Source organism: Streptomyces sp. NBC_00988 (assembly GCF_045162645.1).
Taxonomy (GTDB): domain Bacteria; phylum Actinomycetota; class Actinomycetes; order Streptomycetales; family Streptomycetaceae; genus Streptomyces.
On record NZ_CP108730.1, the window covers coordinates 11,249,262 to 11,274,903 of the forward strand.

Genomic DNA, 25,642 nt, shown 5'->3' on the forward strand with positions numbered 1-25,642 from the left:
GTATCAATTGAGAATAGTTTCTCGTCTAGGGGTGGATCAAGTGCTCCGCGAAACCGAGCGCGCCGAACGCCTCGCTCGTCGCCCGCTCCAGCGCCCGCAGCTCGCTCTCCCGCTCGGCGGACCGACGTACCGAGGTCTCCCGGTCCACCCACCGGAACCGCAGTTCACGGCCCGGCCCGGCCTGCCCGAGCAGCGGGAGCGACGCCCGCGAGGCGACCCCGACGATCGGGTAGCCGGCCGTCAGGCTCCGGTACCGGCCCAGCACGATCAGCTCGTCGGCGTGCGGGATCTGGAGCGCCCCGACCGGCACTCCGTGCGACACGATCTCGACGTCTGTGTCCGGATGCAGCACCTGTCCGTCGAGGCGCAGGCCGACGTGGTTCGAGCGAGTGGTGACGGTGTACGGCGACCGCGCGATCAGCTCCCGGACCCCGGGGATCGAGCTGGCGCCGTAGCTCTCGACGACGTCGATGACCCAGGGCCCCTCCGGGCAGCGCAGGACGGGCACGGTGAGCCGGAAGAGCGGGGGAGTGAAGTGGCTGTGCCTGAATCCGCGGAACCCGGACTCCAGCAGCACCCGCGCCCCGAGTTCCTGCGTGAATCCCATCCGCGGATCCGGTGCGGCGCTGCCCAGCAGGGTCTTCGCGGCGAGCACACCGCTCACGGCCAGGTAGTTCCGGGCGCCGAGACCCATGTCGGTACGCACGCGGATCTCCTGGCCCGCGGGCACCGGCACTGGCGACCAACCGTCGACGGGCGCGCCGCCGACGGTGACCCGGCAGAGGGCACCGGTCACCGCGACGAGGACATCGGCGTCGGGCACGAAGGCCAGGTCGCCGCCGAGGTTCTCGATCAGGGTGGCGCCTCGCGGGTTGCCCACGAGGATGTTCGCCACGGCCGCCGAGTGCTGGTCGGCCGCGCCGCCGGTGGGGACACCCCGTCGCTCGGCGTCACGGCGCCCGAGGTCCTGGAAGGTCGTGACCCACCCGGTGCGGGTGATGTCGAGGCCCACGGTTCTCATGCGGACACCTCCACCGGCAGCAGGAAGCCCGCGTCCAGCGCGGCCGCCTCGTCCCGCGTGACCGGAACGAACCGCACGATGTCACCCGTGCCGAACGAGACGGGCTCGGGGCGGGAGATGTCGACGATGGTGTGCGGAGTGCGTCCGACCACCCGCCAGCCAGTAGGGCCGGGGAACGGCTGGATGATCGCGTTGGTGCCCGCGATCATGAGCGCGCCGGGGGCGACGTCGGTCCGCGGCTCGGCCCGACGCCGTACCGGTTTGGGAACCCGGAGTCCGTCCATCATCGGGGCCATCGCAGCGCCCAGCAGCGAGATCGTGAACGTGGACTCCGCGATCGCCTCGACGACTTCGGCGGGCGCCACGCCCAACTCCCCGGCGACGGACGCCAGATCGGGCCCGGTCTCCTCGTCGAACACGACGGGCACCGCGAACCGCAGCGCCGTGCGCGTCCGGACCTGCTCCTGGACCGGTAGGCGCTCCGCGAGCAGGCGTACGGCGTACTCCACGTGCGGCAGCGCGGTCTCCAGCGGGTCGAACTCGACGAGCAGCGACTCCAGACCGGAGACCACGTCGAGCACCCCCGGCGGGCGACGCGCCAGGAACCGTTCGCGGAAGGCGACGATCGCGGTGCGGCGGATCACCGGGTCGGGGTGGGGGACGGTCACCATCACCGCCGAGTCCCCGAAGGGCTCGACGGTGACGGCGGGGAACTGTGCGGCGGCCATGGGGAGTTCAGACCAGCGCCTTGGCCTTCTCGGCCAACACGTCTTTCAACCCGGTGACGTTGACATCCGCACCCGTCAACGCGGCCCGCAGCGCGGTGCCGTTGGCGAGCACGGTGGGGTGGTCGCCGTGCAGCAGCAGTACGTCCACGTCGTGGCCCAGCGGTACGACGTCGCCGTCCACCGAGCGCACCGTGCCCTCCCGTACGACCTGGACGCAGCGCTCGCCGATGAGTTCGGGGTCGTAGATCAGACCCTGGGGGTGCGAGCGGGGGACGGGCATGCCGTCGTCGCCGTAGCCGCGGTCGGCGAGGAAGACGTAGCCGACGTCGAGGCCGCGCTTGCGTGACTCCTCGGCGAGGAGGCCGCGTTGACAGATGACGATGTACTCCTTGTCGTACGCGGCGATCGCGTCGGTGATGGCGCGGGCGTGCTTGGCGTCGGTCTGCGCGATCGAGCCCATGCGGCCGTGCGGGGCGACATGGCTGATCGTGCCGCCGTGCACGCGGGCGAAGGCGTCGAGCGCGCCGAGTTGGTAGAGGACGTCGGTGCGGATCTCCTCCTCCGAGGCCTCGATGAGCCGGCGGCCGAAGCCGACGAGGTCGGGGTAGCCGGGGTGGGCGCCCAGCTCGATGCCGCGCTCGACGCAGTCGGCGACGGTCCGGTCCATGATGCGCGGGTCGCCGGCGTGGAAGCCGCAGGCGATGTTCGACGCGGTGACCAGGCCGAGCAGGGCCGCGTCGTCACCGATCGTGTAGTTGCCGAAGCTCTCGCCGAGGTCGGCGACGACGGCCACCGAGTTGATTCCGGATGCCATGGTGTCTCTCCCGAAGTGCGGTTCGGTTCAGTGGGATGCGAGGGGCCGGCCCTTGGTCTCCCGTACGAACGCTACGGAGACCAGGGTGATCGCGGCGGTGATGATCGAGGCGAACGCGGGGATCAGGTTGGACCCGGTCGACTCGATCAGGTCGGTCATCAGGAGCGGCGCGCTGCCGCCGAAGACGACGGTCGAGAGGCTGAAGCCGATGCTGTACGCCGAGTAGCGCACGCTGGTCGGGAACATCTCGGCGAGCACGGTGTGCACGACCGCCGCATGGCCGGAGAAGGCCACGGCGAGGACGACCGTGCCGATACAGGCGAGCCCGAACCGGCCGGTGGTGATGAGCAGGAACATGGGGTACGACACCACGGCCATCGCGATCGCCGAGAAGGCGAGGACGGGCTTGCGGCCGATCCGGTCCGACAGCCGTGCCATGAGCGGGATGCAGATCACGATGGCGACCAGACTGCACGCGGTGACCATGAGCGCCCGCACCATCGAGAAGTTGTGGTCGCCGAGCGAGGTCTTCAAGTACGTCGGCATGTAGACGAACAGCAGGTAGTAGCCGGGGCCGTTGAGTGCGGGCAGGAAGATCGTGAGCGCGATCGCCTTCAGGTGCCGCTTCGAGGTCAGTGCCTCCCTCAGCGGGTTGCGGGCCACGGTCCGCTGCTCGCGCAGGGCCGTGAAGTGCGGGGTCTCCTCCAGCCTGCTGCGGATGTAGAAGCCGACGTAGCCGAGCGGTACGGCGAGCAGGAACGGCACCCGCCAGGCCCAGGAGGTCATCGCGTCGTCGCCGAGGGCCGTGATGAGGACGGCGGAGAAGGCGCTGCCGAACATGAGGGCCACGAACGAGCCGACCGCGATGAAGCTCATCATGTAGTTGCGGCGCGCGTCCGGCGCGTACTCGCCGACGAACGACATCGCCCCGGCCACCTCACCGCCCGCCGAGAAGCCCTGCAGCACCCGGAGCAGGACGAGAAGAACCGGCGCGCCCACCCCGATCGCGGCGTGGGAGGGGATGAGGCCGAGGGCGGCCGTCGCCCCGGAGATGAGCACCAGGAGAGTGGCGAGAAGCTTCTTGCGGCCGAGCTTGTCGCCGAGGTATCCGCAGATCACGCTGCCGAAGGGCCGGGCGAGGAAGCTGACCAGGAAGCCGACGTTGGTGAGGAAGAGCCCTCCGGCACCGGCGTCGCCCATGATGTTGACCGCGAGATAGGTGACGAGCAGGCCGTAGATGCCGTAGTCGTACCACTCCACGAACGAGCCGACGGCGCCCGCGACGGTGGCCTTGCGAACCACCCCGTCCTGAGCGGTGACGGGGATGATGACCGGTGCCTCTGGCTGGTTTGCTGCGGAGTGGAGCCGATCTGACGTTGCCATAGCTTCAACTTTCGGTGTCGCGGACGGCCGAAGCGGTGTCCTGGGGACCGGCGGAGAGGTACTGCTCCAAGCTGCGACTCGAATCGCGAATGAGAATAGGTTCGCATTCTCGGGGCGGTCAAGGGCCGGAGTTGCATCGATGTCAACCTTGCGATTCCGCCATGTTTCCGTGGTTGTTGCAGCTGATCCAGTAGCCGCCACCCCTTGTCCGGCCGTGTGGAGCGATGCACACTGGTTCATCGAAACGCGAAAGATTTCGCACTTACTGGAAGGGGATCTTGATGACCCAGGACAACGTGCGTGTTCGCACGGGGTGGGAGCGCGTCGACTCGCAGGTGCTCGACCAGTTCCGCGAGCACTCCGTGGCCAACCTCGGCGACGCCCTCGACCGGCTGAATATCGTCGATGGAGGCATCGCGCCCGTCTGGAACGGGGCCAGGGCCGTCGGCACCGCGCTCCCGGTGCTCACGGTCGCGGGTGACAACAAGGCCGTGATCGCCGCGCTGGAGCACATCCGCCCCGGGGACATCCTCGTCATCAACGCCTTCGGCTTCGAAGGACGCGCCATCATCGGCGACAACCTCGCCCAGCGGTTTGACGTGTTCGGTGCTGTGGGCGCGGTCGTCGACGGCTATGTGCGCGACGGCGCGATCATCGAGCAGCTCGGGATCCCCGTCTTCGCGCGGGGGCTGACTCCCGCCGGCCCGTTCAAGAACGGGCCGGGCACGATCGGCGAGTCCGTCGCCATCGGAGGGGTGGTCGTCGAACCCGGGGACATCGTCGTCGCCGACGCCGACGGTGTGATCGTGATCCCCCCGCACCGCGCCGAGGAGGCCCTCGCCGCGGTCAAGGAGATCGTCGCGCGCGAGGCGGACCTCGACGCCGAGGTCGAGACGCTCCGGAGGAAGGCCGCCTGATGGCAGCGGAACGGGACATGGACCGACTCCGGCTCCGACTCCGGGTCGCGGTCGCCGCGCCGCTGTCGGAGGAGAACTGCGCCCGCATAAGGGAGTTGGAGCCCCGGATCGACCTCGTCGTCGACCAGGCACTGCTCCCGCCGATGCGCTGGCCCGCCGACTTCGCGGGTGATCCGGCCTGGCGCCGCACACCCCGGCAGCAGGACTCCTACGAAGCGCTCCTCGACTCCGCCGACGCGCTGTACGGCATCCCCGACGTCGACCCGTCCGCGCTGGCCCGCACGGTCCGGGCCAACGCGCGGCTGCGCTGGGTGCACACCATGGCGGCGGGCGGCGGCAGCCAGGTCAAGGCGGCGGGACTCAGCGTCGAAGAACTCGACCGGGTCGCCTTCACCACCTCGGCCGGTGTGCACGGACAGCCGCTCGCCGAGTTCGCCCTCTTCGGTGTCCTCGCGGGAGCCAAGGACCTGCCCCGTCTGAGCCGGCAGCAGCGCGCCCACGAGTGGAGTGGCCGCTGGACGATGAAGCAGGTGAGCGAGCAGACCGTGCTCGTCCTCGGCCTCGGCGGGATCGGCCGGGTCGTCGCCGCGAAACTGCACGCGCTGGGCGCACGGGTCGTCGGCACGAGCAGAAGGGACGTCACCGTCCCCGGTGTGTCCGAGGTGGTGAGCCCCGACCGGCTCGTCGAGGTGGCACCGGCCGTGGACGCCGTCGTCAACACGCTCCCCGGGACCGAGGCGACCGAACACCTGCTGGACAAGCGGTTCTTCGACGCCCTGCGGCCCGGCGTGACCCTCGTCAACGTCGGGCGGGGGAACGTCGTCGACGAGTCCGCCCTGATCGAAGCCCTCGACAGCGGACAGGTGGGCTTCGCCGCGCTGGACGTCTTCGAGGCGGAGCCCCTGCCCGCCGCCAGCCCGCTCTGGGACCACGACCGGGTGCTGGTGAGCCCCCACACGGCCGCGCTCAACGCGGCGGAGGACCGTCTCATCGCCGAACTCTTCGCCGCCAATGCCACGCGCCTTCTGGACGGAGACAGCCTGCTCAACCGCGTGAACACCGTCGAGTTCTACTGACTTCTCGCCATGAGGCTGTGGTCCAGGGGCACCATAAAGTCGAACGGTCCACGGTTACATCGAGAACATCTTGGCGATGCTCGGCTTCAACTGGCGCGCCCACATCGCGTCCTGGTGGACGGCGAACCAGGCCGACAGCTCAGCCGTCCTCTCCCGTCGCTGAGTCGAGAAGCGGGCCGAGTTCACGGGCCACGGTCGTCAGGGCACGGACGTCCCGCTCGGCCCGGGTGATGAGGATGGCCCCCTCCAGGGCGCTGATCATGAGCGTGGCGAGCGAACCCGCCCGCGTCTTGGGTACGCCCATGTCGACCAGGGCTCGGGTCACCGGGCCGGTCCAGGTGGTGAACGCGTCGGCCGCGGCCTCCCGCGTGGAGACGGTCGTCTCCGCACAGTCCACCGTCGCGGCGGCCACCGGGCAGCCGCCCGCGAAACCCGCGCTCTCGTACTCGTCGGTCCACTGGCGCACCATCTCGCCGAACAGCCCGCTCGGCGTCGGCTCGGACAGTGCGGCGAGGAAACGGTCGACGCGCTTGCCCGCGTACCGGCCCGCCCAGCCGACGGCCTCGTTGACCAACTGCTCCTTGCCGCCGGGGAAGTAGTGCTGGAGCGAACCGCGCGGCGCGCCCGCGTGGGCGGCAACCTCGCGCATACCGGTCGAGGCGACCCCGTCGCGCCGGATGAGCTGCGCCGCGCTGAAGACCATCCGCTCGCGCGGACCGTGTCCGGACACTTCTGCCATCGCTCTTCCGACCTCCGTCACCGTTCCGCGCGCTGTCCGTAGTCCACTCTATGACGGCGGTCATAGAGTGGACTACTATGACCGCCGTCATGATCGGCTGCGGCGGAGATGTTCCGGCTTCGCCGCAGGACGGAAACGGTGGTACATCGTGCGTTACGTGGGTTTCGTCGGCCTCGGGGTCATGGGGCAGCCCATGGCGCTCAACCTCGCCCGCGCGGGAACACCCCTCGTGGTCTGGAACCGCACGCCCGGCCGCTGCGAACCCCTGCGTGCCGCCGGGGCCGAGGTCGCGGCGAGCCCCGCCGAGGTCTTCGACCGGGCCGACGACATCGTGTTCCTCATGCTGGCCGACGAGACGGCCATGGACGCGGTGCTGGGCCGTGGCACGCGGGACTTCGCCGCTCGGGTCGCCGGACACACCGTCGTCCACATGGGCACGACCTCCGCCGACTACTCGGCCGGCCTCCAGGGCGACATCCGGGCCGCGGGCGGGAGATACGTCGAGGCCCCCGTCTCCGGTTCCCGAGTCCCCGCCGAACAGGGGAAGCTGGTGGGCATGCTGGCCGGGGACGCCGACGCCGTGGCAGCCGTACGGCCGCTGCTCGCCCCCGTCTGCCGGGAGACGTTCGGCTGCGGCGCGGTACCGGGCGCCCTGCTGATGAAGTTCTCGGTGAACCTGTTCCTGATCACGCTCGTCACCGGACTGGCCGAGGCCTTCCACTTCGCGGACCGGCACGGGCTCGACCAGCGACTGCTCCGGGACGTCCTGGACGCGGGACCGATGGCCAGCTCCGTCTCCCGGGTGAAGGGGCCCAAGCTGGTGACCCGCGACTTCACCGTCCAGGCGGCCGCCGCGGACGTCCTGAAGAACAACCGGCTGATCGCGGAGGCCGCCCGCGAGGCCGGCCTCGCCTCCCCTCTCCTCGACGTCTGCCATGCCCTGTACAGCGAGACCGTCGCGCTGGACCACGGCGGCGAGGACATGGTCGCCGTAGTGCACGCGTTGGAGGCCAGGACCGAGGGCGTCGCAGCAGGCGATGCCCGCACGCACCCCAGGGAGGACCACGGATGAGCTGGACGATCGAACGGCACGGCCGAGTCGCCGTCGTGACGATGACGACCAACCCGGTCAACGCCCAGAACCGCGCCTTCTTCGCCGACCTGCACGAGACCTTCGACCGGCTCGAACGCGACCACGCCGAGTCTCCCGTCGTCCTGACCGGCACCGGCGCCCGGTTCTCGGCCGGCCTCGATCTCGGCGAGCACTTCCCGCTCTTCGCCGGCGACCCGGCGGCCGTCGCCGACTGGTTCCAGGAGTACCGGGCGACGAACATGCGGCTGTTCACCTACCCCCGGCCGACTGTCGCCGCGGTCAACGGGCACGCCTTCGCCGGAGGGCTGATCACCGCCGCCGTGTGCGACTACCGGGTCGCCGTCGCCGACGGATCGGCGCGGTTCGGACTCAACGAGGTACCGATCGGCATCCCGATGCCCGCCGTCTACGTCCGCATGCTCGCCCACGCCTGGGGCGACCCGGTCGCCGCCCGCGCCTGCCTGCTCGGGGAGATCTTCACCCCGGATCAGGCTCACGCGCTGGGCATGGTGCACGAGTTGGCCCCGGCCGGGGAGCTGCTGGAGCGTGCCATCGCCGTCGCCGAGCGGACACCCGAGGACTGCGTCGAGCAGTACGCGTTCACCAAGCGGGCCTGCCAGGCCGCCACGCTGCGCGACATCGCCGAACTCGCCGACCCGCTCGACACCGAACTCCCCGCCGGGATGACGAGCGACCAGGCCCGCCACGCACACCGGCGCTATTGGCAGGAACTCAAGGGGCGCCCCGCCGACTGGTGAGCCGCGTCCGGGACACGCACGCCAACTCGCTTTCCCCGCAGAGAGGTTGACGACGGACGACGATCACGACGAGCGGCTCCCGACCTGGGTGACCTGGCGGCGCAGGCCGTTCCCCGACGCCAACCTGCTCCTGCTGCCCGGCCATCGCCCGGCCCTCGTCGACAGGGGATTCACCGGCCACGCGCAGGAGACCGCCGCGTGGGCCCGAGCCCATGCCGGGCGCGTCGACCTGGTGTGCAGGCCGACGCCCACCACCCCCGTGACCCTCGTATGGCCAACCGGAACATCACCATCAGCGACAACGTGATGCACGATCTCGCCCTGGACCACCGCGACATGACGGCCGTGCTGGTCACCTACGCCACCGACGTCACCGTCTCCCACAACGAGATCCACGACATGCCCTACACCGGCATCGCGATCGGTACGGCTGGGGCACCAACGACCCCGGAGGCAGTGAGGACTACGTCAACCGCGGCCTCTACGACTTCCAGCCCGTCTACGCCACCCCCACCACGTTGAAGAACGTCCGGGTCACCGCCAACCACATCCACGACGTGATGCGGACGATGGACGACGGCGCGTGCATCTACACCCTCTCCGCCGCACCGGGCAGCCGCATCGACCGCAACTACTGCGCCGACAACAACGGCCCCTACGGCATCTACCACGAAGAGGGATCACGCGAGTACGCCGACATCGACAACGTCTTCCGCGACACCGGCGCCCGGGACCACGAGAACTCCAACGCCACCAACAACACGGGCGCCCTCACGGTGACGGACAACTGGACGAGCGACGGCTCCATCAGCCTGAGCGACGGACAGCGCGGCAACGTGGTGACCGGCACGGTCGTCGTGAGCGGCGGCGACTGGCCGCGCGCCGCCAGGCGGGGCATGGATGAGGCTGGTGTGCGGGGGCTCAACGCTCGGGCAGCGGACGGTCGTTGACGACGTGCTTCATGACCAGGGTGGACGTGAGCCGCTGGACGCCGGGCAGGGTGGCCAGCTGCTGGTCGTAGAGCTGCTGGAAGGCTGTGAGGTCGGCCGCGACCACCCGCAGGAGGTAGTCGGGCTCGCCGAACAGGCGCTCGGCCTGGATCACGTGTGTGACGGCGCCGACGGCCTTCTCGAAGGCTGGGACCGTGTCCGGGTCCTCCCAGCGCAGCGTGACGAAGACCAGGGCCTCGAAGTCCAGGCCGACGGCGGCTCTGTCCACGATGGCGCGGTAGCTGAGGATCGCGCCCGACCGCTCCAGATCGCGCAGGCGCCGGTGGCAGGGCGAGACGCTGAGGCTCACGCGGGCGGCCAGTTCGGTCACGGTGAGACGGCCGTCCTGCTGTAGCTCGGTAAGAATCTTCCGATCCAAGTCATCCACGGGGAAATTATGCCCCGAGAAGCCAGAATGTGGGAAAGATATGGAAACAATTACGCCTTAAGTCGGACTAATCTTCCCTCGTGTCGGGGTGAGTGGAAGAAAGAGCAAGTGATCATGACTGCAAGCACGTTGATGGCATTCCTGGCCGTGGACCTGCTGTTGGTGTTCACCCCCGGGGCGGACCGGGCCTACACGATCTCGGCCGGGCTGCGAGGGCGGTCGGTGGTTCCCGCGGTGGCGGGGCTGGTGGCGGGATACGCCGGGTACACCCTGCTCGCCATGGCCGGCCTCGTCGTGGTCGTCGCGAGTTCCGCGACGCTGCTCACCGTGCTGACCGCTCTGGGGGCCGGTTACTTGATATGGCTCGGCTGGACGGTCCTGAAGTCGCCGGTCGCCCTGAGTGCCGGCACGGAGGTCATGGCCTCCTCCCGCCGTCAGGTGATCCTCAAGGGCGCCGGCATCAGCGGTCTGAACCCCAAGGCGCTGCTGCTGTACTTCTCCCTGTTCCCCCAGTTCGTCGACCCGGGGGCGGGCTGGCCCGTCGCCGTGCAGACCGGCATGTTCGGGACGCTCCATATGCTGCTCTGTGCGGTCGTCTACCTCACGGTCGGAGTGCTGTCCCGCACCGTGCTGCGGACCCGGCCGACAGCGGCCCGCGCCGTCACCCGCGTCAGCGGCGCCATGATGATGGTCATCGGCGGGTTCCTCCTCGCGGAGCGGCTGCTCGGCTGACGGACGGTCACCAGGCGGGGTTCCATCCGCCCGTGCCGGCCAGGTACTTCTCGGCGGTTAGTCGGCCGCCTCGGAGTCGGTCAGCTGCGGGACGTTCGAGCCGTAGCCGGCTCCGGGTCCGGTGTTGTCGTAATCCTTGAACCGGGCCCACAACCACGGGTGGTCGGTGGTCATATCGGTCCAGGGGTGCGCGGCCGTGATGCCCGAGCGGATCTCGTTCTCCCGGACCACCGCCTGGGGCGAGGCGTCCTGCGAATTGTGCGACGGTCGCGGTCTCCCTAGGTACATCGTGTTCGCCGGCACGCCGGGCGTGTAGATGTCGCTGCCGACGATCAGGATCCCGTACTTCTGCCGCCAGTCGGGGTTCGGTGTCAGCGCTGTGCCGCGCACCCGGTTGTTCACCTGGATGCTGCACCGGTCGATTGATCGGTGGCAACTATGGTTCACGTGGCGTCCTCGCAGAAGGCCACGAACGTTCACCGCGGAAAAATTGGATGTTCGTCCAAGCCGGAAGAAGGTGACACGACCGCGCCCTGCTCGCCGGGCGCGGTCGTGAACTTCTTTACCTGCGGGGGGAGTTGGCCCTAGAGGGCGGCCGCCGCGGCGTGCAGGTTCTTCGCGGCCAGGGCGAGGCCCTCGGTCTGGGAGTAGGCGGCGTCCTCGTGCTCGATGTTCACGGCCATGTCCGGGTCGACCTCGGCGAGGGCGCGCAGGAAATCCGTCCAGTACGCGACGTCATGGCCGACACCGACGGCGACGAACTTCCACGCCGGGTTCTCGGGCCAGGAGTTGCACCAGAAGCCGTAGCCGGTGGGCACCTTGTCCGGCGCGTCGGCGGGCACGCGGGTGAACGACGTGTCCAGCACACCACGGATGTCGGCGCCGGGGCAGAGCGTCGCGTCCTTCGCGGCGGCGTGGAACACCAGCGGGCCCAGCCACTTGATCGAGGCGACGATGTCCATGCCCTGCCACATGAGATGCGAAGGGTCCATCTCCGCACCGACGTTGGTCGCGCCGGTCGCGTCGACGAGCCGCTTCAGGGTGACCGGGGAGAAGACGAGGTTGTGCGGATGCATCTCGATGGCGACCCGAACGTCGTTCTCCCGGGCCAGCGCGTCGATCTCCTTCCAGAACCCGACCGCCACACCCCACTGGTAGTCCAGGACGTCCATGTACACGCCGTCCCACGGATTCACCACCCAGGACGGGTACTTGGCGTCCGGGTCCGAACCCGGCGTACCGGACATGGTGACCACGTGCCGCACCCCGAGCAGCCCCGCGAGGCGGATCGTACGGCGCAGGTCGTCCGCGTGCTTCGGGCCGACCCCGGGGAGCGGATTGAGCGGATTCCCGTTGCAGTTGAGGCCGGTCAGCTCCATCCCGCGGTCGGCGAAGGCCGCCAGGTACTCCTCGCGCGCGGCCGCCGAGGACAGCAGCAGGTCGACCGGGCAGTGCGGGGAGGGGATGAACCCGCCGGTGTTGACCTCGACGGAGGTCAGGCCGTTCTCCTTGAGGATGTCGAGGGCCTGGGCCAGCGGGCGGTCGTGCAGACAGGCGGTGTAGGCGCCGAGCTTGAGGGACATGCGGGTGCTCCTTGGATGAGTGCGGGAGGTCAGACGGCGGGCGGGACGGTGACGGCGGCGCCGCCGGCCCGCGAGGACTCGACGATCGCGCGGATGATCTCGATGGTCCGCAGTCCCTCGGCGAACGTGGCGCAGGCCGGCAGCGGGTCGGCGACCCCCGCCACCTGGTCGAGGAACGCGCGGGCCTGGTAGGTGAAGTTGTCGGCGTTGCTCGCGCCCACACCCGGCGCCTCCATCGGCACCCCGCCCGCGAAGTACGGCAGTTGGGGGCCGGCGATGATCTGCCGGGCGCCCCGCGTACGGGCGTCGGGCTGGGCGTCGTCGAAGAGGTACTCGGCCGGCCGGTGCTGGTCGAACGCGGCCCGGCCGCCGACCCCGAGCACGTCGAACGCGAGCCCGTTGGGCAGCCCGAAACCGGTGCGGGTGACGGAGAAGGTGCCGACGAGCCCGGACTCGAAGCGGGCCGTGAAGGACGCGGTGTCCTCGTTCTCCACCTCGCCGAACTCGTCGGAGACGGGAGCGGCGTTGTGCCCGACGACCGCGCCCAGCGGCAGCGGACGCTTGGCGATCTGCGTGGACAGCGTGGCGCCGGAGACCGACGTGATGGGCCCGGCGACGTACTCGGCGGCGTCGATGACGTGCGAGCCGACATCACCCAGCGCGCCGGAACCGGCGCCCCCCTTGAAACGCCAACTCAGCGGCCCCTTGGGGTCGGTGGCGTAGTCGCACCAGTAGCGCCCGCTGAACAGGGTGAGGTCGCCCAGCTCGCCGCGCCGCACATGGTCGCGGATCGCGGCGATGCCGGGGGAGCGGCGGAAGGTGTACCCGACGGCGGTGACGACATCGGCGTAACGCTCCAACTCGGCCATCGCACGGGCGTCTTCGAGCGAACCGGCCAGCGGCTTCTCGCACAGCACGTGCTTCCCGGCGGCGACCAGCGCCTCGGCGATCGGCCGGTGCAGCGCGTTCCCCACGACGATGCTGACGGCGTCGATCGTCGGGTTCTCGGCGACGGCCTCCCAGCTCGGCAGCGCCTTCTCGAAGCCGTAGCGGCGCGCGGCGTCCTCGGCGAGCGCGGTGTTGGCGTCGGCTATCGCGGCCAGCCGGACCGGCGGCAGACCGTCCCCGAACACGGTGTTGACGTTGCGGTATCCGGCGGCGTGGCTGCGGCCGGCCATACCGGCTCCGATCACCGCGACGGACAAGGGCTTGGCGGAGGAGGTCATGAGGGGTCCCTTGGGAAGAGAGGTCAGCTGGAGGTGGGGAAGTCGAAGCCAGAGGTGACCTGTTGGGCGGGTTGTGGCCAGCGGGTGGTGACGACCTTGGGGCGGGCCTCGTCCTGCTTGTGGGGCGGGTACGAGGACCAATTGCCGCCGGGCGGGCAGTAGTTGTCGACCTGGCGCGAGCACGCGCCGGCGCCGCGCAGTTCGACCGGCACGTTCTTTTGGGGCCCGTACCGAGCGGAGAGTGAGCTCCGCTCGGTACGGGCGGAGGGCAGCGCGAACGTCCCGCCGTCCGCGCTGCTGATCAGGGCCACCGCTTCGCGGGGGAGGTAGGCGAAGTCGGTGGCGGAGGCGAACACGCTTGTGCGGCCGGTGAGTTCGAGGGCTGTGCCGTCCGTGGTGACGGTGCAGGAGCCCGTCAGTGGCAGGACCAGGAACTCGGAGTCCCCGGTGGACAGGGTGTGCGTCTGGCCGGGCCTCAGGGTCAGGATTCTGAGGCCGGAGTGTCCCCAGCCCGCCGATTCGGGCGTGACCAGGAGGTCGTAGGGGTCGTCGGCCGAAGTCCCTTTGGGCAGGTGGTACTTGCTCGTGTCGCTCACAGCAGGCTCACCGCCCGGTCCACGGCGCCGGCGACGTCGCCGTCCGAGGGGTAGAGCAGGGAACGGCCGACCATCAGGCCCTGTGCGGTGGGGAGTTTGAGGGCCTTGCCCCAGGAGGCGAAGGCCGCGTCAGGGTCTCTGACCTCGCCGCCGAGGAGGAGCGCGGGGAGGGTGGAGGAGGCCAGGACGCGTTCCATGCCGTCGACCACGGGCAGCTTGAGCCAGGTGTAGGCGGTGCGGCGGCCGAGGCCCGAGGCGATGGTGACCGACTTGACGACGGCGTCCGTGGAGAGGTCGTTGCGGATCCTGCCGTCGTGCCACTCGGACATGAACGGCTCGATCATGGCGATGAGTTGGTGGTTGTTCAGTTCGTTGACGGCGTGGGCGGTGTTCTCCAGGGCGGAGGGGGTCGCGGGGTCGTCGAGGGCGATGCGGGTGAGCATTTTGCCGCCGTCGAAGCCCATGGCGGCGATGGTCTGGGCGTCGTAGCCGGTGAAGCGGTCGTCGATCTCGAAGACCGAACCGGCAAGGCCCGCGCGGTTCATGGAACCGAAGACACTCTTGCCGTCCAGGACACCGAGCAGCAGCAGGTCCTCCAGGATGTCCGCGGTGGCCAACACCCCCGTGACACCCGGCCGTTCGAGCGCGGTGCACAGGCGGTCCAACAGCTCGAAGCGGTCGGCCATCGCGGTGGGGTTCGCGCCGACGCCATTGGCGCCGCGTGCGGGATGGTCCGCGGCGACGATCATCGCCTTGCCGTGGGCGCCGAGCGGTGAGGTGGCCCTGACCCGGCGCGCGGCGGCGGCCGCGACGGCACCGGGGTCGCCCACCCGGGCGGACACGATCCGGCTCACCTTGTCGGACAGCACGTCATCACACCCTTCGTTCGTCGGTGGGGGATGCGTAGGCGAGGGACGCCTCGCGGAGCTTGGCGTCCACCTCGGCCTCGGTGGGCATCGCGTCGGAGCAGGAGAGCCGGCCCGCGACCAGGGCGCCGGCCGCGTTGGCGAAGGAGACCGTGCGGCGGGTGTCCCAGCCGGAGAGCAGACCGTGGCAGAGCGCGCCGCCGAAAGCGTCACCGGCACCGAGCCCGTTGACCACGTCCACCGGCACCGGCGGAATCTCGACGGCCGAACCGTCACGGTCGACGGCCAGGACACCCTTGGGGCCCCGCTTCACCACCGCCAGCTCCACCCCGGCGGCGAGCAGTGCCTTCGCCGCGGCGTACGGCTCGCGCTCACCCGTCGCCACCTCGCACTCGTCGAGATTGCCGACGGCCACCGTGGTGTGACGCAGGGCCTCGGCGTAGTACGCCCGCGCCTGACCGGCGTCGGTCCAAAACATGGGCCGCCAGTCCAGGTCGAACACCGTCGTCCCGGACTTCGCCCGGTGTGCCAGCGCGGCGAGGGTGGCCGAGCGGCTGGGCTCCTCGCTCAGCCCGGTGCCGGTGACCCACAGGATCGAGGCCTCGCGCACCACGTCCAGGTCCAGCTCCTCCGGGCGCAGGTCCAGGTCGGGGGCCTTGGGCAGGCGGTAGAAGTAGAGCGGGAAGTCGTCCGGCGGGAAGATCTCGCAGAACGTCACCGGTGTCGGTGCGATGTCCGACGTACCGACGAACCGGCTGTCGACGCCATACCCCTCCAAGGCCGTGCGGACGAAGTCGCCGAACGGGTCCCGGCCCGTCTTGGTGACCACGGCCGCGGAGTGCCCGTACCGGGCCGCGGCGACGGCGACGTTGGTGGGGCTGCCGCCGAGGTACTTGCCGAACGTGGTGACCTCGGCCAGCCCCACACCGGTCTGGAGCGGATACACGTCCACTCCGACACGGCCCATGGTCAGCACTTCCAACGGCATCGGATCGGGTTCCTTTCGATGGCTTTAAAGCGCTTTAAGGAAAGGGTGTAGTTCTCCGCACTCGGTTGTCGTGCGGAGGGGGTGCCGCTCTCAGGCGGCGAGATACCCGGCGATCTTCTCGCGCATGAGGACGGACGACTCCTTGGCCCGTTCCTCCCAGGCGAACACGCAGGCCGTGAGGGTGCCGTCGAAGCCGTTCGCGCGGAGCTCGCGGAACAACTCGTCGAAGTCGACCTCGCCCTCGCCCATGTCGAGGTGTTGATGGATGCGCGCGGTGGTGCCCGGCGGGTTGAGGATGTACCGGTTGCCGGAGGACGCGGTGTGGTCGAAGGCGTCGGCGAGGTGGACGTGGGTGAGCAGGTCGCCCGCGTGCCGGATGATGCCGGGGGCGTCGTTCCCGATGTGGAAGGTGTGCGGGGCGCAGTACAGGAAGCTGACGCTCGGGTGGTTGATGCCCCGGATGAAGTCGACCGCCTGATGGCCGTCCTCGATGAAGTCGTCGGGGTGCGGTTCCAGGGCCAGCCGGATGCCTTCCTGCTCGAACAGCGGGAGGAGTTCGTCCATCGACTTCCAGAACTGGGCCTCGCTGCGGTCCGCTTCCTCGGGCCGGCCGTTGAACTCCGAGATCATGCTGTCCACGCCCAGCTCGGAGGCGATCTGGATCGACCGCTTCCAGTAGCGCACGGCGGCCTGCCGGGCGTCCTCGTCAGGGCCGGACCAGCGGAACAGCGGCAGCAGGGAGGAGATCCCGACACCGGCGGCGTCCAGCGCCTTGCGGAACTTGCGCACGGTGGCGTCGTCCACCCGGGGGTGCCGGAAGAACGGGATGAAGTCCTCGCGGGGCGACAGCTCGATCCACTCATAGCCCAACTCGGCCACCACGCCGGGCAGTTCGAGCAGCGGGACATGACGGATCATGTACGGGTCGAGGGCGATCTTCATGAGGGAATGCCTTCGGGTATAGAGGAACGGGGGTGCAGGGAGAGGGAGTTGGGGCCCGTCAGTCGGTCGTGCCGGCCGAGGCCGTGACGTCCTCGTCCTCCGGCAGCTCGTCGACGTCGACGCCGCGTACCTGGGACAACTCGTGCTTGAGTGCGGCGAGTTCGGTGCCGCCCGCCATGTGGTTGGTCAGCTCTTCCAGCGTGATCTCGCTGCGCTCCGCCGACAACTCCATGGTGCCCAGGCGCAGGACGCTGAAGTGGTCGCCGACCATGTAGGCGTGGTGCGGGTTGTGGGTGATGAAGATGACCCCGAGACCGCGTTCGCGAGCTGCGGCCACGTACTTGAGGACCACGCCGGACTGCTTGACGCCGAGGGCTGCGGTCGGCTCGTCCAGGATGAGGACGCGGGCGCCGAAGTAGACGGCGCGGGCGATGGCGACGCACTGGCGCTGGCCGCCGGAGAGGGTGCCGATGGGCTGGTCCAGGTTGTCCAGGACGATGCCCATGTTGCGCAGTTCCTCGTCCGCGGTCTTCTTCATCTTCTCGATGTCGAGACGGCGGAACGGCCAGGGGCCCTTGGTCATCTCGGAGCCGAGGAAGAAGTTGCGCCACACCGGCATCAGCGGGACGGTCGCCAGGTCCTGGTAGACGGTGGCGATCCCCTTGTCGAGTGCCTGCCGGGGGGTGGTGAAGTGCACGGGTTCGCCGTCGACGAGGAACTCGCCCTCGGTGTGCTGGTGCAGGCCAGAGATGATTTTGATGAGCGTGGACTTGCCGGCGCCGTTGTCGCCCAGCACGCAGGTGACCTGGCCCGGGCGGACCGCGAGGTCGACGCCGTGCAGGGCGCGGATGTTGCCGTAGGACTTGCCCGTGTTCTGCAGCTCAACTACCGGGGCAGTGCTGCCCGTTGCGGGGTCCGTGAGAGTGGTCGGGTGGGTGGTGGTCACTTGGTTCACCTCCGGGTCGCCGCGCGGCTGACCCACAGATTGATGAGGGTGGCGCCGAGGAGCATCACGCCGAGGAAGGCCTTGAACCAGTCGGGGTTCCAGCCGGCGTAGACGATGCCCTGCTGCACCATGCCGAACATGAACGCGCCGAAGACCGGGCCGATCGCCGAGCCGGCGCCGCCGGTGAGGAGACAACCGCCGATGACCGCCGCGGCGATGTAGATCAGTTCCTGTCCCACTCCCTCACCGGACTGGACGGTGTTGAAGGAGAACAGCTGGTGCATGCCGATGAACCAGGCACCGAACCCGACCAGCATGAACAGCGAGACCTTGGTGAAGTTCACCGGGACGCCGACGGCGCGGGCGGAGTCCTTGTTGCCGCCGACCGCGAAGATCCAGTTGCCGTACTTCGTGCGCAGCAGCACCCAGGTGGCGATGGCCGCGAAGACCAGCCACCACACGATGGTGATCTTCACTTGCACGCCGCCGACGTCGAACGAGGACGCGAAGACCTTCCTGGCCTGGTCGAAGCCGTCCATGGTGCTGATGTCGTCGGTGGCGACGTTGCCGGTGACCAGCTTGGTCACCGCGAGGTTGACGCCCTGGAGGATCAGGAAGGTGCCCAGGGTGATGAGGAAGCTGGGCAGGCCGGTCTTGACGAGCAGCCAGCCGTTGAGGAACCCGATTGTCAGCGACACCAGCAGGGCGGCGATCACACCGACCCATACGTTCATGGTCAGTTGGTAGCTGAGCATGCTCGCGCTCAGCGCCGACGTGATGACCGCGACACCGGCGGAGAGGTCGAACTCCCCGCCGATCATCAGCAGCGCGACCGGCAGCGCCATGATGCCGATGGTCGACGATCCGTAGAGGATGTTCGCCATCGAGCCGCCGTCCCGCACGGGCGGGGCCGTGATCAGGAAGAACACGAAGACGGCGGCGGCGCCGAGGAAGACGCCTATCTCGGGACGCGCCAACAGCCTTATCACCAAGGGGCGTTCAGCGGTCCGGCTGTCGCTCTCCTGCGGGCCGGGGGCCGGCGGTGTGGTCACCGCCGGCTCGGCGTGGTGGGTCGTACTCATTACCTGGTGCCCTTCGCGGCGAACTTGGCGACGGCGTCGACGTTGGTCTTGTCGACGAAGGCCGGGCCGGTCAGTACGGGCTGCTCACCGCCGCCGCTGTAGTTGCCGTTCGTCTTGTAGAGCCACAGGGAGTCGATCGCCAAGTAGCCCTGGAGGTAGGGCTGTTGGTCCACGGCGAACTGGATGGTGCCCTTCTCGATCGCGGAGATGAGGCTCGCGTTGAGGTCGAACGTGGCGACCTTGGCCTTGCTGCCCGCGTCGGACAGCGACTGCACGGCCGTCAGCGCGAAGGGCGCGCCGAGGGTGACCACCTCGTCGATGGACTTGTCCTGAGTGAGCTTGGCGGTGATCGTCGACTTCACCGACGGCATGTCCGTGCCGTTGACGTAGAGGATCTCGGTCTTGCCGCTGAAGGTCTTCTTCACGCCGGCGCAGCGCTGTTCGAGGTTGACGTCGCCCTGGGCCTGGATCACGCACAACGTGTGCTTGACGCCGGTGGAGTTGAGCTTGGTGCCGAGCGCCTGCCCGGAGACGGACTCGTCCTGGCCGAAGAAGGAGAGCAGGCCCTGCTTCTTCCATTCGCCCAGCCCGGCGTTGAAGCCGACGACGGGGATGCCGGCCTGTTCGGCCTTGGCGACGACGGCCTTCATGGCGTCGGGCTTGGCGAGGGTGACCGCGATGCCGTCGACCTTCTGGTCGATCGCGTTCTGCACCAGGTTGGCCTGGTCGGCGGCCGTCTCGTCGTTGGAGTAGATGAGCTTGACGTTGTCCTTGGCCGCGGCGGCCTCGGCGCCCTTGCGGATGGTGTCCCAGAACGTGTCGCCGGAGGGGGCGTGGGTGACCATCGCGATCGTCAGGCGCGGAGTGGTGGCCTTGCCCGCCGAGGCGTTGCCGGTCGACTCCTCGGACTTCTTGCCGCCGGAGTTGCTGGAGCAGCCCGCGAGAGCGAGGGCGGCCACGGTGGCGGCGGCCACGACGGGGAGGACTCTGCGGGAGCGGGGGAGGGATGTACGGCTCATGGTTCGTGCACCTCGCTGTGCGACTGAAAGAGGTAGCAGGGCGGTGGGTCCGCGGCTGCTTGATGGGCCGGGGTCGGGGTGTGAACGGAGGATCGGAGTCGGCTCGCAGGGAGCTCTGGCGGCCGGAAGTGCCGTCCGCGACCGCCTGGTCCGCCTTGTGGGCGGCGTCGAAGGTGGTGGTGGAGTGTCCCCGCCGATCGCGGGCGACGTGCCAACGACCTTCATCGGAAGATCAGGACGTTGGGACGTCATGACAATTTAAAGCGCTTTAATTCCTGGTACTATCGACTCGTTTCTAGAGCGTGTCAAGGGTGTTGCGCGAGAAGATTGCGGCCGGGAGGCACAGTGGAGGACGTCGGGGCGGAACGTCGCCGGGCAGCCGCGAAGAAGCGCCCGCGGCTGGAGGACGTGGCCGCACGCGTGGGTGTCTCCACCGCGTCCGTCTCCCTCGTGCTGCGCGGTGTGGCGGGCCCCAGCGAACGTACCCGGCAGCGGGTCCTGAAGGCCGCCGCCGACCTCGGCTACCAGGTGGACCGCACCGCCAGCCTGCTGGCGAGCAGACGCACGAGGATGCTCGGCGTCATGGTCGACGTCCACAGCCCCTTCCACGCCGACCTGGTCGAGCACCTGCACTCGGCCGCCGAGGAGGTCGGCTACGACCTCGTCCTGAGCACCCAGACCCGCACCCGGGACGAGCGCACCGCCGTCGAGACGCTGCTGGCCTTCCGCAGCGAGGCCCTGATCCTCCTCGGCCCGACCGCCCCCGTCGACACGCTCGCCGCGCTCGACGGCAAGGCCCCCGTCATCGTCGTGGGCCGGCGGATCGAGGAAGGCGAACTGGACGTGGTGCGCACCGCGGACGACGACGGCGTGGGGCAGATCGTCGACCGTCTGGTGGCGCTCGGGCACCTCGCGATCACGTACGTCGACGGCGGCAAGGGCGTGATCGCCACCGACCGGCGCCGCGGATACCGCACGGCCATGCGGCGGCACGGTCTGGACGCGCACATCAAGGTGCTGCGCGGCGACAACACCGAGGCGGCCGGCGAGCGCGCCGCCCGCCACCTCCTCGACGCGGGCGAACTGCCCACCGCCGTGGTCGCGTTCAACGACCAGAGCGCGATCGGTGTGCTGGCCGCTCTGGCCCGCGCCGGTGTCTCCGTCCCCGGCGAGGTGTCCGTCGCGGGGTACGACGACGACAGACTCTCCCGCCTGAGCTGCTTCGACCTGACCACGGTCAGCCAGGGGGCCGAGGAGCAGGCGCGCTACGCGGTGGCCGCCGCCGTGGAACGCCTCGACCAGGGCCGTACCGAGCCCCGAGAGGTGGTCCTCGCCCCGCACCTCGTCGTGCGCCGCACCACAGCCGAGCCGCGCTGACCGGGTCCTTGCCCTCGGCTTGTGGGGTCTGTGCCCTCGATGCCCTTCGACTTCCAGGGTGAGCACGGGTGGGAGGCGGTGTCCCTGGACCCTGCCCTCATCCCGGCCGGGTGGATCAGCGCAGTCCGGCGAAGAGGTCGTTCTCGGGTAGGGCCGCGCCAGTGGTGTCCTGGACGCGTACGAAGGTCTCGATGCCCATCAGCTCGCCGAACCTCTCCTTGCCCAGTTTGAGGAAGAAGATGTTGTCGCCCTGGCTGGCGTGCGCGGCCAACGAGTCGAACTTCTGGCCGCTGAACGCGGTGGTGTCGACCCAGGTGGTGATCTCGTCGTCGGGGAGGCCCATCTTGGCCATCTCGGCCGCCTCGGCGGGGTCCGGTTCCGGCATGTCCGGATGGAACTCGCGCATGATCTCGCCGAACCGCCGCATCCCCGAGCGGGGCATCGTCGTCCAGTACACCTTCGGTGTCGGCTCGGTCATCTCCAGCGCCGCCATCGTGATGCGGTGGGCCTGGATGTGGTCGGGGTGGCCGTAGAAGCCGTTCTCGTCGTAGGTGACGACCACATCGGGTCGGTAGTGCCGCATGAGGTCGGCGAGCCGGGCCGCGCCTTCCTGCACGGGGGTCTGCCAGAAGGATCCGGGGGCGTCGTTGCTCGGCCAGCCCATCATTCCGGAGTCGGCGTAGTCCAGCATCTCCAGATCGCTGATCTTCAGGACCTCACAGCTCGCTTCGAGTTCCTGACGGCGCATCAGGGCGACGGCCGCCGGATCGTGGCCGGGATCGCCCGGCTTGACACCCCCCGGTCCGTCACCGCAACTACCGTCGGTACACGTCACGAGCACCGTGCGGACGCCTTCCGCCGCGTACCGCGCGAGGACCCCTCCGGTGCTGGTGGCCTCGTCGTCCGGGTGGGCGTGCACTGCCATGAGCGTCAAGGGCCGGTCAGTCATGAAAAAGTCCTCCTGCGGACATACGTCGTGGTTCGAGTGCGCGGCGGGCGTACCGCGATGCCGCTCTCTCAGTTGCTGCAACCGCGCCGGCCGGACCGGCTGTTCCCGGCGCGACCGTTTGGTCTTCCAGGCGTCGGCGTTTCGACGCGATCAAGGTACCGGCACGCCCGCATGTCTCGACGCCACACCGGAGGCGTCTGACAACGATCTCGGCCGCCCGAGAGAGCGAGCCGGGGCGCAAGCCGCCTACGGCCGCGGGCCGGTGGCTTTCGGGGCGGGGACAGGACGTCCGGTGGGCCGGGGCGCGGTCATGTCGAGCAGGAGCAGGGCGTCGTGGTCGGGGGTGCCGGGCTCGGCGGTGTAGACGCCGATGCGCTGGCCGGGGGTGCCTTCGACCTGAAGTGACTGGGAGGTGAGGGTGAGCGTGCCGACCTGTGGGTGCTGGAACGTCTTGTGGGCGGGCTTGCGGCCGGTCACTTCGTAGCGCTCCCACAGGCCCGCGAAGTCGGGGCTCTTGAGGAGGAGTTCACCGACGAGGCTGGTGAGGTCGGGGGCGTCGGGAGCGGTGCCGGCGACGGCACGCAGGCGGGCGACGCATGCGGTGATCTGCCGGTCCCAGTCGGCGAACAGACCACGGGCCGCGGGATGCAGGAACAGGTAGCGGGCGAGGTTGCGGTGCGTGGCCGGCCAGTCCTCCAGGCCCGCGTACAAGGCCAGGCCGCCGGGGTTCCAGGCCAGCATGTCCATGCTGCGGCTGATGACGTACGCCGGGTTCGGGCGCAGGGAGTCGAGCAGCAGCTTGAGATGGGGGCGCACGGTTCGGCTGGGCGCGGGCGGCGGCTCGGGGGCGTAGCGCGCGGCGCGGGCGGCGAGCTCGCGCAGGTGCTGGTGTTCCTGGTCGTCCATGTGCAGGGCGCGGGCGAGCGCGTCGAGGACGGCGGGGCTGGGGCGGGTCTCCTTGCCGCGTTCCAGGCGTACGTAGTAGTCGATGCTGATGCCGGAGAGGGTGGCCAGCTCCTCGCGGCGCAGGCCGGGGGTGCGGCGGATGCCCGCGCCGACGGTGAGGCCGACGTGTTCGGGGCTGGTCTGGGTGCGGCGGGCACGCAGATAGCGGCCCAGCTCGGCGCCCTCGCTGTGCGCGCTCTCGGATGCCATGACTCCAGTCTCACCCGCCGGGCACCCGTCGCGCGGGCGGGGAGGGGGGCCCTGTCGTTACCCCTGAAGATCCCGCCCTGCCACACCGCGGCGATCCGGGCCAGGGTGAATGAGGAAGACGCCCGCCCCCTCACCGCCGACCGGCACTACCTGCCGGGCCGGGCGAGAGTGGGAGACCGGGCACCACCACGGATCGGAAGAGGGCGAGATGCGGTACATCAAGCTGCGTGACCTGGAGGTTTCCCGGATCGGCCTGGGCGCGATGGGGATGTCCCACGGCTACACCGGCTCCGGCACCGACGACGCGGAGTCGATCAGGACCGTGCACCGCGCGCTGGAGCTGGGCGTCACGCTCATCGACACCGCCGAGATCTACGGCCCCTACACCAACGAGGAACTCGTCGGGCGAGCACTCAAGGGGCGCCGGGACCAGGTGGTGCTGGCCACCAAGTTCGGCCTGGTCTCCCACGGCGGAGAAGGTGCCTGGAACGTGGACTCCGGCGCGGCGAACATCCGTACCGCCGTCGAAGGCTCCCTGAAGCGGCTGGGCACCGACCACATCGACCTGTACTACCAGCACCGGGTCGACCCGGACACGCCGATCGAGGAGACCGCCGGCGCGGTCGGTGAGCTGATCACCGAGGGCAAGGTGCGCGCCTTCGGTCTCTCGGAGGCCGGCCCGGACACCATCCGCCGCGCGCACGCCGTCCAGCCGGTCACCGCGGTGCAGTCCGAGTACTCCCTGTGGACCCGCGGCGTCGAGGAGCGCGTCCTGCCCGTGCTGCGGGAGCTGAACATCGGCCTGGTGCCGTTCTCCCCGCTCGGCCGCGGCTTCCTCACGGGCACGGTCCGCTCCACCGACCAGTTCGACAAGGACGACTTCAGGCGCGACAACCCGCGCTTCACGGGCGAGAACTTCGGGCGCAACCTGGCGCTCGCCGACGAGGTCAAGGCCCTGGCCGACGAGGTCGGCGCCACGCCCGCGCAGGTCGCCCTGGCCTGGCTGCTCGCCCAGGGCGACGACATCGCCCCGATCCCCGGCACCAAGCGCGTCACCCGGGTCGAAGAGAACACCGCCGCTGACGCCGTCACCCTGACCGCCGGGCAGCTCGACCAGCTCAGCAGTCTGCCGCCCGCCGCCGGTGACACCCACACCGAGGCCCAGGCGCGCCTGCTCGAACGCTGACCTTCCGCACCCCCCCCGTATTCCCCGTTTGGAGTAGTGCCTCTCATGCGCGCAGCCTTGATGTACGGAGCCGGAGACGTCCGTGTCGAGGACCGGCCCGACCCGAAGATCGTGAAGCCCGCCGACGCCGTGGTCCGCGTCGTCGCCGCGTGCGTGTGCGGCAGCGACCTGTGGCCCTTCGCGTCCATGCCCGCCACCGACACCGGCCGTCCCATGGGACACGAGTTCCTCGGCGTCGTCGAGGAGACCGGCGCGGACGTGACCGGGCTGAAGACAGGCGATCTGGTCGTCGCCCCGTTCACCTACAGCGACAACACCTGCGACTACTGCGCCAAGGGCCTGCACATCTCGTGCCGCAACGGCGGCCGCTACGGCTTCGACGGCGTCGACGGCGGGCAGGGCGAAGCCGTCCGCGTCCCGTACGCCGACGGCACGCTGGTGAAGCTGCCGGTGGCCGCCGACTCCGCGCTGTTGCCGTCGCTGCTGGCGCTGTCGGACGTGATGACCACCGGCCACCACGGTGCCGTCACCGCACGCGTCGGCCGCGGCGACGCGGTGCTGGTCGTCGGTGACGGCGCGGTCGGCCTGTGCGCGGTGATCGCCGCGAGGCGGCTCGGGGCCGAACGGATCGTGCTCGCCGGCCGCCATGAAGCCCGTACCGCTCTGGGCCGCGAGTTCGGCGCCACCGACGTGGTCGCCGAGCGCGGCGAGGAAGGCATCGCCCGCATCCGCGAGCTGACCGGCGGCGTGGACAAGGTCATCGAGGCCGTCGGCACCCGCCAGGCACTCGACACCGCCCTCGGCGCGGTCCTGGACGGCGGCACCGTCAGCCGCCTCGGCGTCCCCCAGTACGAACAGGGGCCGATCGGCCCGGCCGAGTTCATGCGCAACATCACGCTGACCGGCGGGGCGAGCCCCGCACGCGCCTACATCGAGCAACTGCTGCCGGACGTCCTCGACGGCACGATCGCCCCCGGCCGCGTCTTCGACCGGACCTTCCCCCTCGACCGGACACCCGACGCCTATCGGGCCATGGCCGACCGCCAGGTCCTCAAGGCCCTCATCACCCCCTGACCCCGCGAACGCGTC

27 protein-coding genes and 1 pseudogene are annotated in these 25,642 nt (G+C 69.8%); 10 read left to right on the plus strand and 18 right to left on the minus strand.

The features are described 5' to 3' along the window. Window positions 1-25 precede the first annotated feature (25 nt). From OG496_RS50670 to OG496_RS50685, 4 genes are read right to left on the minus strand one after another with little or no spacing between them, the layout of a single operon-like run. Complete coding sequence (locus OG496_RS50670) at window positions 26-1,021, minus strand: biotin-dependent carboxyltransferase family protein (protein WP_405975786.1); 996 nt, start codon at window positions 1,019-1,021, stop codon at window positions 26-28. Beyond that, window positions 1,018-1,749: an allophanate hydrolase subunit 1 gene (locus tag OG496_RS50675; protein ID WP_405975787.1), complete on the minus strand. Its 732-nt coding sequence runs from the start codon at window positions 1,747-1,749 to the stop codon at window positions 1,018-1,020. The genes OG496_RS50670 and OG496_RS50675 overlap by 4 nt, the downstream gene beginning before the upstream one ends. Window positions 1,750-1,756: 7 nt before the next feature. Then, window positions 1,757-2,563 (minus strand): 5-oxoprolinase subunit PxpA, encoded by an 807-nt coding sequence (locus OG496_RS50680; RefSeq protein WP_405975788.1) that lies wholly within the window; start codon window positions 2,561-2,563, stop codon window positions 1,757-1,759. 27 nt (window positions 2,564-2,590) lie between these two features. Further along, window positions 2,591-3,946 carry an MFS transporter gene (locus OG496_RS50685; RefSeq protein WP_405975789.1) on the minus strand — a complete coding sequence of 452 codons (1,356 nt, stop codon included), beginning with the start codon at window positions 3,944-3,946 and terminating at the stop codon, window positions 2,591-2,593. Between the two features lie 281 nt (window positions 3,947-4,227). Between OG496_RS50685 and OG496_RS50690 the strand changes: the two genes are divergently transcribed. Together OG496_RS50690 and OG496_RS50695 are read left to right on the plus strand one after the other, a co-directional pair. Continuing rightward, a complete protein-coding gene (locus tag OG496_RS50690) occupies window positions 4,228-4,863 on the plus strand; it encodes an RraA family protein (protein ID WP_366498814.1) in 636 nt (211 codons plus the stop codon). Further along, window positions 4,863-5,939: a D-2-hydroxyacid dehydrogenase gene (locus tag OG496_RS50695; RefSeq protein WP_405975790.1), complete on the plus strand. Its 1,077-nt coding sequence runs from the start codon at window positions 4,863-4,865 to the stop codon at window positions 5,937-5,939. The genes OG496_RS50690 and OG496_RS50695 overlap by 1 nt, the downstream gene beginning before the upstream one ends. Window positions 5,940-6,078: 139 nt before the next feature. Here the strand turns inward: OG496_RS50695 and OG496_RS50700 are convergent, their stop codons facing one another. Further along, on the minus strand, window positions 6,079-6,678 hold the full coding sequence (locus OG496_RS50700; protein WP_405975791.1) for a TetR/AcrR family transcriptional regulator: 600 nt from the start codon (window positions 6,676-6,678) through the stop codon (window positions 6,079-6,081). 148 nt (window positions 6,679-6,826) lie between these two features. Here OG496_RS50700 and OG496_RS50705 point away from each other — a divergent pair, with 148 nt between their 5' ends. From OG496_RS50705 to OG496_RS50720, 4 genes are all read left to right on the plus strand, one after another. Continuing rightward, complete coding sequence (locus tag OG496_RS50705; protein WP_405975792.1) at window positions 6,827-7,750, plus strand: NAD(P)-dependent oxidoreductase; 924 nt, start codon at window positions 6,827-6,829, stop codon at window positions 7,748-7,750. After that, window positions 7,747-8,529, plus strand: coding sequence for an enoyl-CoA hydratase/isomerase family protein (locus tag OG496_RS50710; RefSeq protein ID WP_405975793.1), 783 nt, complete (start codon window positions 7,747-7,749; stop codon window positions 8,527-8,529). The genes OG496_RS50705 and OG496_RS50710 overlap by 4 nt, the downstream gene beginning before the upstream one ends. Window positions 8,530-8,799: 270 nt before the next feature. Next, window positions 8,800-9,051, plus strand: a complete 252-nt coding sequence (locus OG496_RS50715; RefSeq protein ID WP_405975794.1) for a hypothetical protein — start codon at window positions 8,800-8,802, stop codon at window positions 9,049-9,051. After that, a complete protein-coding gene (locus OG496_RS50720; protein WP_405975795.1) occupies window positions 9,048-9,479 on the plus strand; it encodes a hypothetical protein in 432 nt (143 codons plus the stop codon). The genes OG496_RS50715 and OG496_RS50720 overlap by 4 nt, the downstream gene beginning before the upstream one ends. Here the strand turns inward: OG496_RS50720 and OG496_RS50725 are convergent. Next, on the minus strand, window positions 9,451-9,906 hold the full coding sequence (locus OG496_RS50725) for an Lrp/AsnC family transcriptional regulator (protein WP_366498806.1): 456 nt from the start codon (window positions 9,904-9,906) through the stop codon (window positions 9,451-9,453). The genes OG496_RS50720 and OG496_RS50725 overlap by 29 nt on opposite strands. Window positions 9,907-10,020: 114 nt before the next feature. On the opposite strand from OG496_RS50725, the gene OG496_RS50730 reads away from it, so the two are divergent. Further along, window positions 10,021-10,638: a LysE family translocator gene (locus tag OG496_RS50730; protein WP_405975796.1), complete on the plus strand. Its 618-nt coding sequence runs from the start codon at window positions 10,021-10,023 to the stop codon at window positions 10,636-10,638. 57 nt (window positions 10,639-10,695) lie between these two features. On the opposite strand, the gene OG496_RS50735 is transcribed toward OG496_RS50730, so the two are convergent. From OG496_RS50735 to OG496_RS50780, 10 genes and pseudogenes are all read right to left on the minus strand, one after another. Continuing rightward, window positions 10,696-11,028 (minus strand): hypothetical protein, encoded by a 333-nt coding sequence (locus tag OG496_RS50735; RefSeq protein WP_405975797.1) that lies wholly within the window; start codon window positions 11,026-11,028, stop codon window positions 10,696-10,698. Window positions 11,029-11,222: 194 nt separating this feature from the next. Continuing rightward, the gene (locus OG496_RS50740) at window positions 11,223-12,221 is read right to left on the minus strand and encodes a sugar phosphate isomerase/epimerase family protein (RefSeq protein WP_405975798.1); all 999 of its coding nucleotides are present in this window, start codon (window positions 12,219-12,221) and stop codon (window positions 11,223-11,225) included. Between the two features lie 29 nt (window positions 12,222-12,250). Beyond that, a complete protein-coding gene (locus OG496_RS50745) occupies window positions 12,251-13,447 on the minus strand; it encodes a Gfo/Idh/MocA family protein (protein ID WP_405975799.1) in 1,197 nt (398 codons plus the stop codon). Between the two features lie 98 nt (window positions 13,448-13,545). Continuing rightward, window positions 13,546-14,043 (minus strand): annotated as a pseudogene (locus OG496_RS50750) (5-deoxy-glucuronate isomerase); the annotation flags it as partial. Next, complete coding sequence (locus OG496_RS50755; protein WP_405975800.1) at window positions 14,040-14,912, minus strand: aldolase; 873 nt, start codon at window positions 14,910-14,912, stop codon at window positions 14,040-14,042. The gene OG496_RS50755 and the pseudogene OG496_RS50750, both read right to left, overlap by 4 nt. A gap of 4 nt (window positions 14,913-14,916) precedes the next feature. Further along, window positions 14,917-15,897, minus strand: a complete 981-nt coding sequence (iolC, locus tag OG496_RS50760) for a 5-dehydro-2-deoxygluconokinase (protein WP_405975801.1) — start codon at window positions 15,895-15,897, stop codon at window positions 14,917-14,919. 90 nt (window positions 15,898-15,987) lie between these two features. Further along, complete coding sequence (locus tag OG496_RS50765) at window positions 15,988-16,839, minus strand: sugar phosphate isomerase/epimerase family protein (RefSeq protein ID WP_405975802.1); 852 nt, start codon at window positions 16,837-16,839, stop codon at window positions 15,988-15,990. Between the two features lie 58 nt (window positions 16,840-16,897). Continuing rightward, window positions 16,898-17,785, minus strand: a complete 888-nt coding sequence (locus tag OG496_RS50770) for an ATP-binding cassette domain-containing protein (protein WP_405975803.1) — start codon at window positions 17,783-17,785, stop codon at window positions 16,898-16,900. Window positions 17,786-17,790: 5 nt separating this feature from the next. After that, window positions 17,791-18,867, minus strand: a complete 1,077-nt coding sequence (locus OG496_RS50775; RefSeq protein WP_405975804.1) for an ABC transporter permease — start codon at window positions 18,865-18,867, stop codon at window positions 17,791-17,793. After that, a complete protein-coding gene (locus tag OG496_RS50780; RefSeq protein WP_405975805.1) occupies window positions 18,867-19,886 on the minus strand; it encodes a sugar ABC transporter substrate-binding protein in 1,020 nt (339 codons plus the stop codon). The genes OG496_RS50775 and OG496_RS50780 overlap by 1 nt, the downstream gene beginning before the upstream one ends. Before the next feature lie 345 nt (window positions 19,887-20,231). Between OG496_RS50780 and OG496_RS50785 the strand changes: the two genes are divergently transcribed. After that, complete coding sequence (locus OG496_RS50785; RefSeq protein ID WP_405975806.1) at window positions 20,232-21,263, plus strand: LacI family DNA-binding transcriptional regulator; 1,032 nt, start codon at window positions 20,232-20,234, stop codon at window positions 21,261-21,263. 115 nt (window positions 21,264-21,378) lie between these two features. On the opposite strand, the gene OG496_RS50790 is transcribed toward OG496_RS50785, so the two are convergent. Then, the gene (locus OG496_RS50790) at window positions 21,379-22,212 is read right to left on the minus strand and encodes a PIG-L family deacetylase (protein ID WP_405975807.1); all 834 of its coding nucleotides are present in this window, start codon (window positions 22,210-22,212) and stop codon (window positions 21,379-21,381) included. 246 nt (window positions 22,213-22,458) lie between these two features. Beyond that, window positions 22,459-23,367: a helix-turn-helix transcriptional regulator gene (locus OG496_RS50795; protein WP_405975808.1), complete on the minus strand. Its 909-nt coding sequence runs from the start codon at window positions 23,365-23,367 to the stop codon at window positions 22,459-22,461. Window positions 23,368-23,575: 208 nt separating this feature from the next. Between OG496_RS50795 and OG496_RS50800 the strand changes: the two genes are divergently transcribed. Together OG496_RS50800 and OG496_RS50805 are read left to right on the plus strand one after the other, a co-directional pair. Then, complete coding sequence (locus OG496_RS50800; protein WP_405975809.1) at window positions 23,576-24,553, plus strand: aldo/keto reductase; 978 nt, start codon at window positions 23,576-23,578, stop codon at window positions 24,551-24,553. Between the two features lie 45 nt (window positions 24,554-24,598). Then, window positions 24,599-25,627, plus strand: coding sequence for a zinc-binding dehydrogenase (locus OG496_RS50805; RefSeq protein ID WP_405975810.1), 1,029 nt, complete (start codon window positions 24,599-24,601; stop codon window positions 25,625-25,627). Window positions 25,628-25,642: the final 15 nt, after the last annotated feature.

Excerpts from the sequence above, each read along its gene's own strand:
- OG496_RS50670 (WP_405975786.1), bottom strand. The coding sequence starts at position 1,021 with ATGAGAACCGTGGGCCTCGACATCACCCGCACCGGGTGGGTCACGACC.
- OG496_RS50675 (WP_405975787.1), bottom strand. The coding sequence starts at position 1,749 with ATGGCCGCCGCACAGTTCCCCGCCGTCACCGTCGAGCCCTTCGGGGAC.
- OG496_RS50680 (WP_405975788.1), bottom strand. The coding sequence starts at position 2,563 with ATGGCATCCGGAATCAACTCGGTGGCCGTCGTCGCCGACCTCGGCGAG.
- OG496_RS50685 (WP_405975789.1), bottom strand. The coding sequence starts at position 3,946 with ATGGCAACGTCAGATCGGCTCCACTCCGCAGCAAACCAGCCAGAGGCA.
- OG496_RS50690 (WP_366498814.1), top strand. The coding sequence starts at position 4,228 with ATGACCCAGGACAACGTGCGTGTTCGCACGGGGTGGGAGCGCGTCGAC.
- OG496_RS50695 (WP_405975790.1), top strand. The coding sequence starts at position 4,863 with ATGGCAGCGGAACGGGACATGGACCGACTCCGGCTCCGACTCCGGGTC.
- OG496_RS50700 (WP_405975791.1), bottom strand. The coding sequence starts at position 6,678 with ATGGCAGAAGTGTCCGGACACGGTCCGCGCGAGCGGATGGTCTTCAGC.
- OG496_RS50710 (WP_405975793.1), top strand. The coding sequence starts at position 7,747 with ATGAGCTGGACGATCGAACGGCACGGCCGAGTCGCCGTCGTGACGATG.
- OG496_RS50715 (WP_405975794.1), top strand. The coding sequence starts at position 8,800 with ATGGCCAACCGGAACATCACCATCAGCGACAACGTGATGCACGATCTC.
- OG496_RS50730 (WP_405975796.1), top strand. The coding sequence starts at position 10,021 with ATGACTGCAAGCACGTTGATGGCATTCCTGGCCGTGGACCTGCTGTTG.
- OG496_RS50740 (WP_405975798.1), bottom strand. The coding sequence starts at position 12,221 with ATGTCCCTCAAGCTCGGCGCCTACACCGCCTGTCTGCACGACCGCCCG.
- OG496_RS50745 (WP_405975799.1), bottom strand. The coding sequence starts at position 13,447 with ATGACCTCCTCCGCCAAGCCCTTGTCCGTCGCGGTGATCGGAGCCGGT.
- iolC (WP_405975801.1), bottom strand. The coding sequence starts at position 15,897 with ATGCCGTTGGAAGTGCTGACCATGGGCCGTGTCGGAGTGGACGTGTAT.
- OG496_RS50765 (WP_405975802.1), bottom strand. The coding sequence starts at position 16,839 with ATGAAGATCGCCCTCGACCCGTACATGATCCGTCATGTCCCGCTGCTC.
- OG496_RS50775 (WP_405975804.1), bottom strand. The coding sequence starts at position 18,867 with ATGAGTACGACCCACCACGCCGAGCCGGCGGTGACCACACCGCCGGCC.
- OG496_RS50780 (WP_405975805.1), bottom strand. The coding sequence starts at position 19,886 with ATGAGCCGTACATCCCTCCCCCGCTCCCGCAGAGTCCTCCCCGTCGTG.
- OG496_RS50790 (WP_405975807.1), bottom strand. The coding sequence starts at position 22,212 with ATGACTGACCGGCCCTTGACGCTCATGGCAGTGCACGCCCACCCGGAC.
- OG496_RS50795 (WP_405975808.1), bottom strand. The coding sequence starts at position 23,367 with ATGGCATCCGAGAGCGCGCACAGCGAGGGCGCCGAGCTGGGCCGCTAT.
- OG496_RS50800 (WP_405975809.1), top strand. The coding sequence starts at position 23,576 with ATGCGGTACATCAAGCTGCGTGACCTGGAGGTTTCCCGGATCGGCCTG.
- OG496_RS50805 (WP_405975810.1), top strand. The coding sequence starts at position 24,599 with ATGCGCGCAGCCTTGATGTACGGAGCCGGAGACGTCCGTGTCGAGGAC.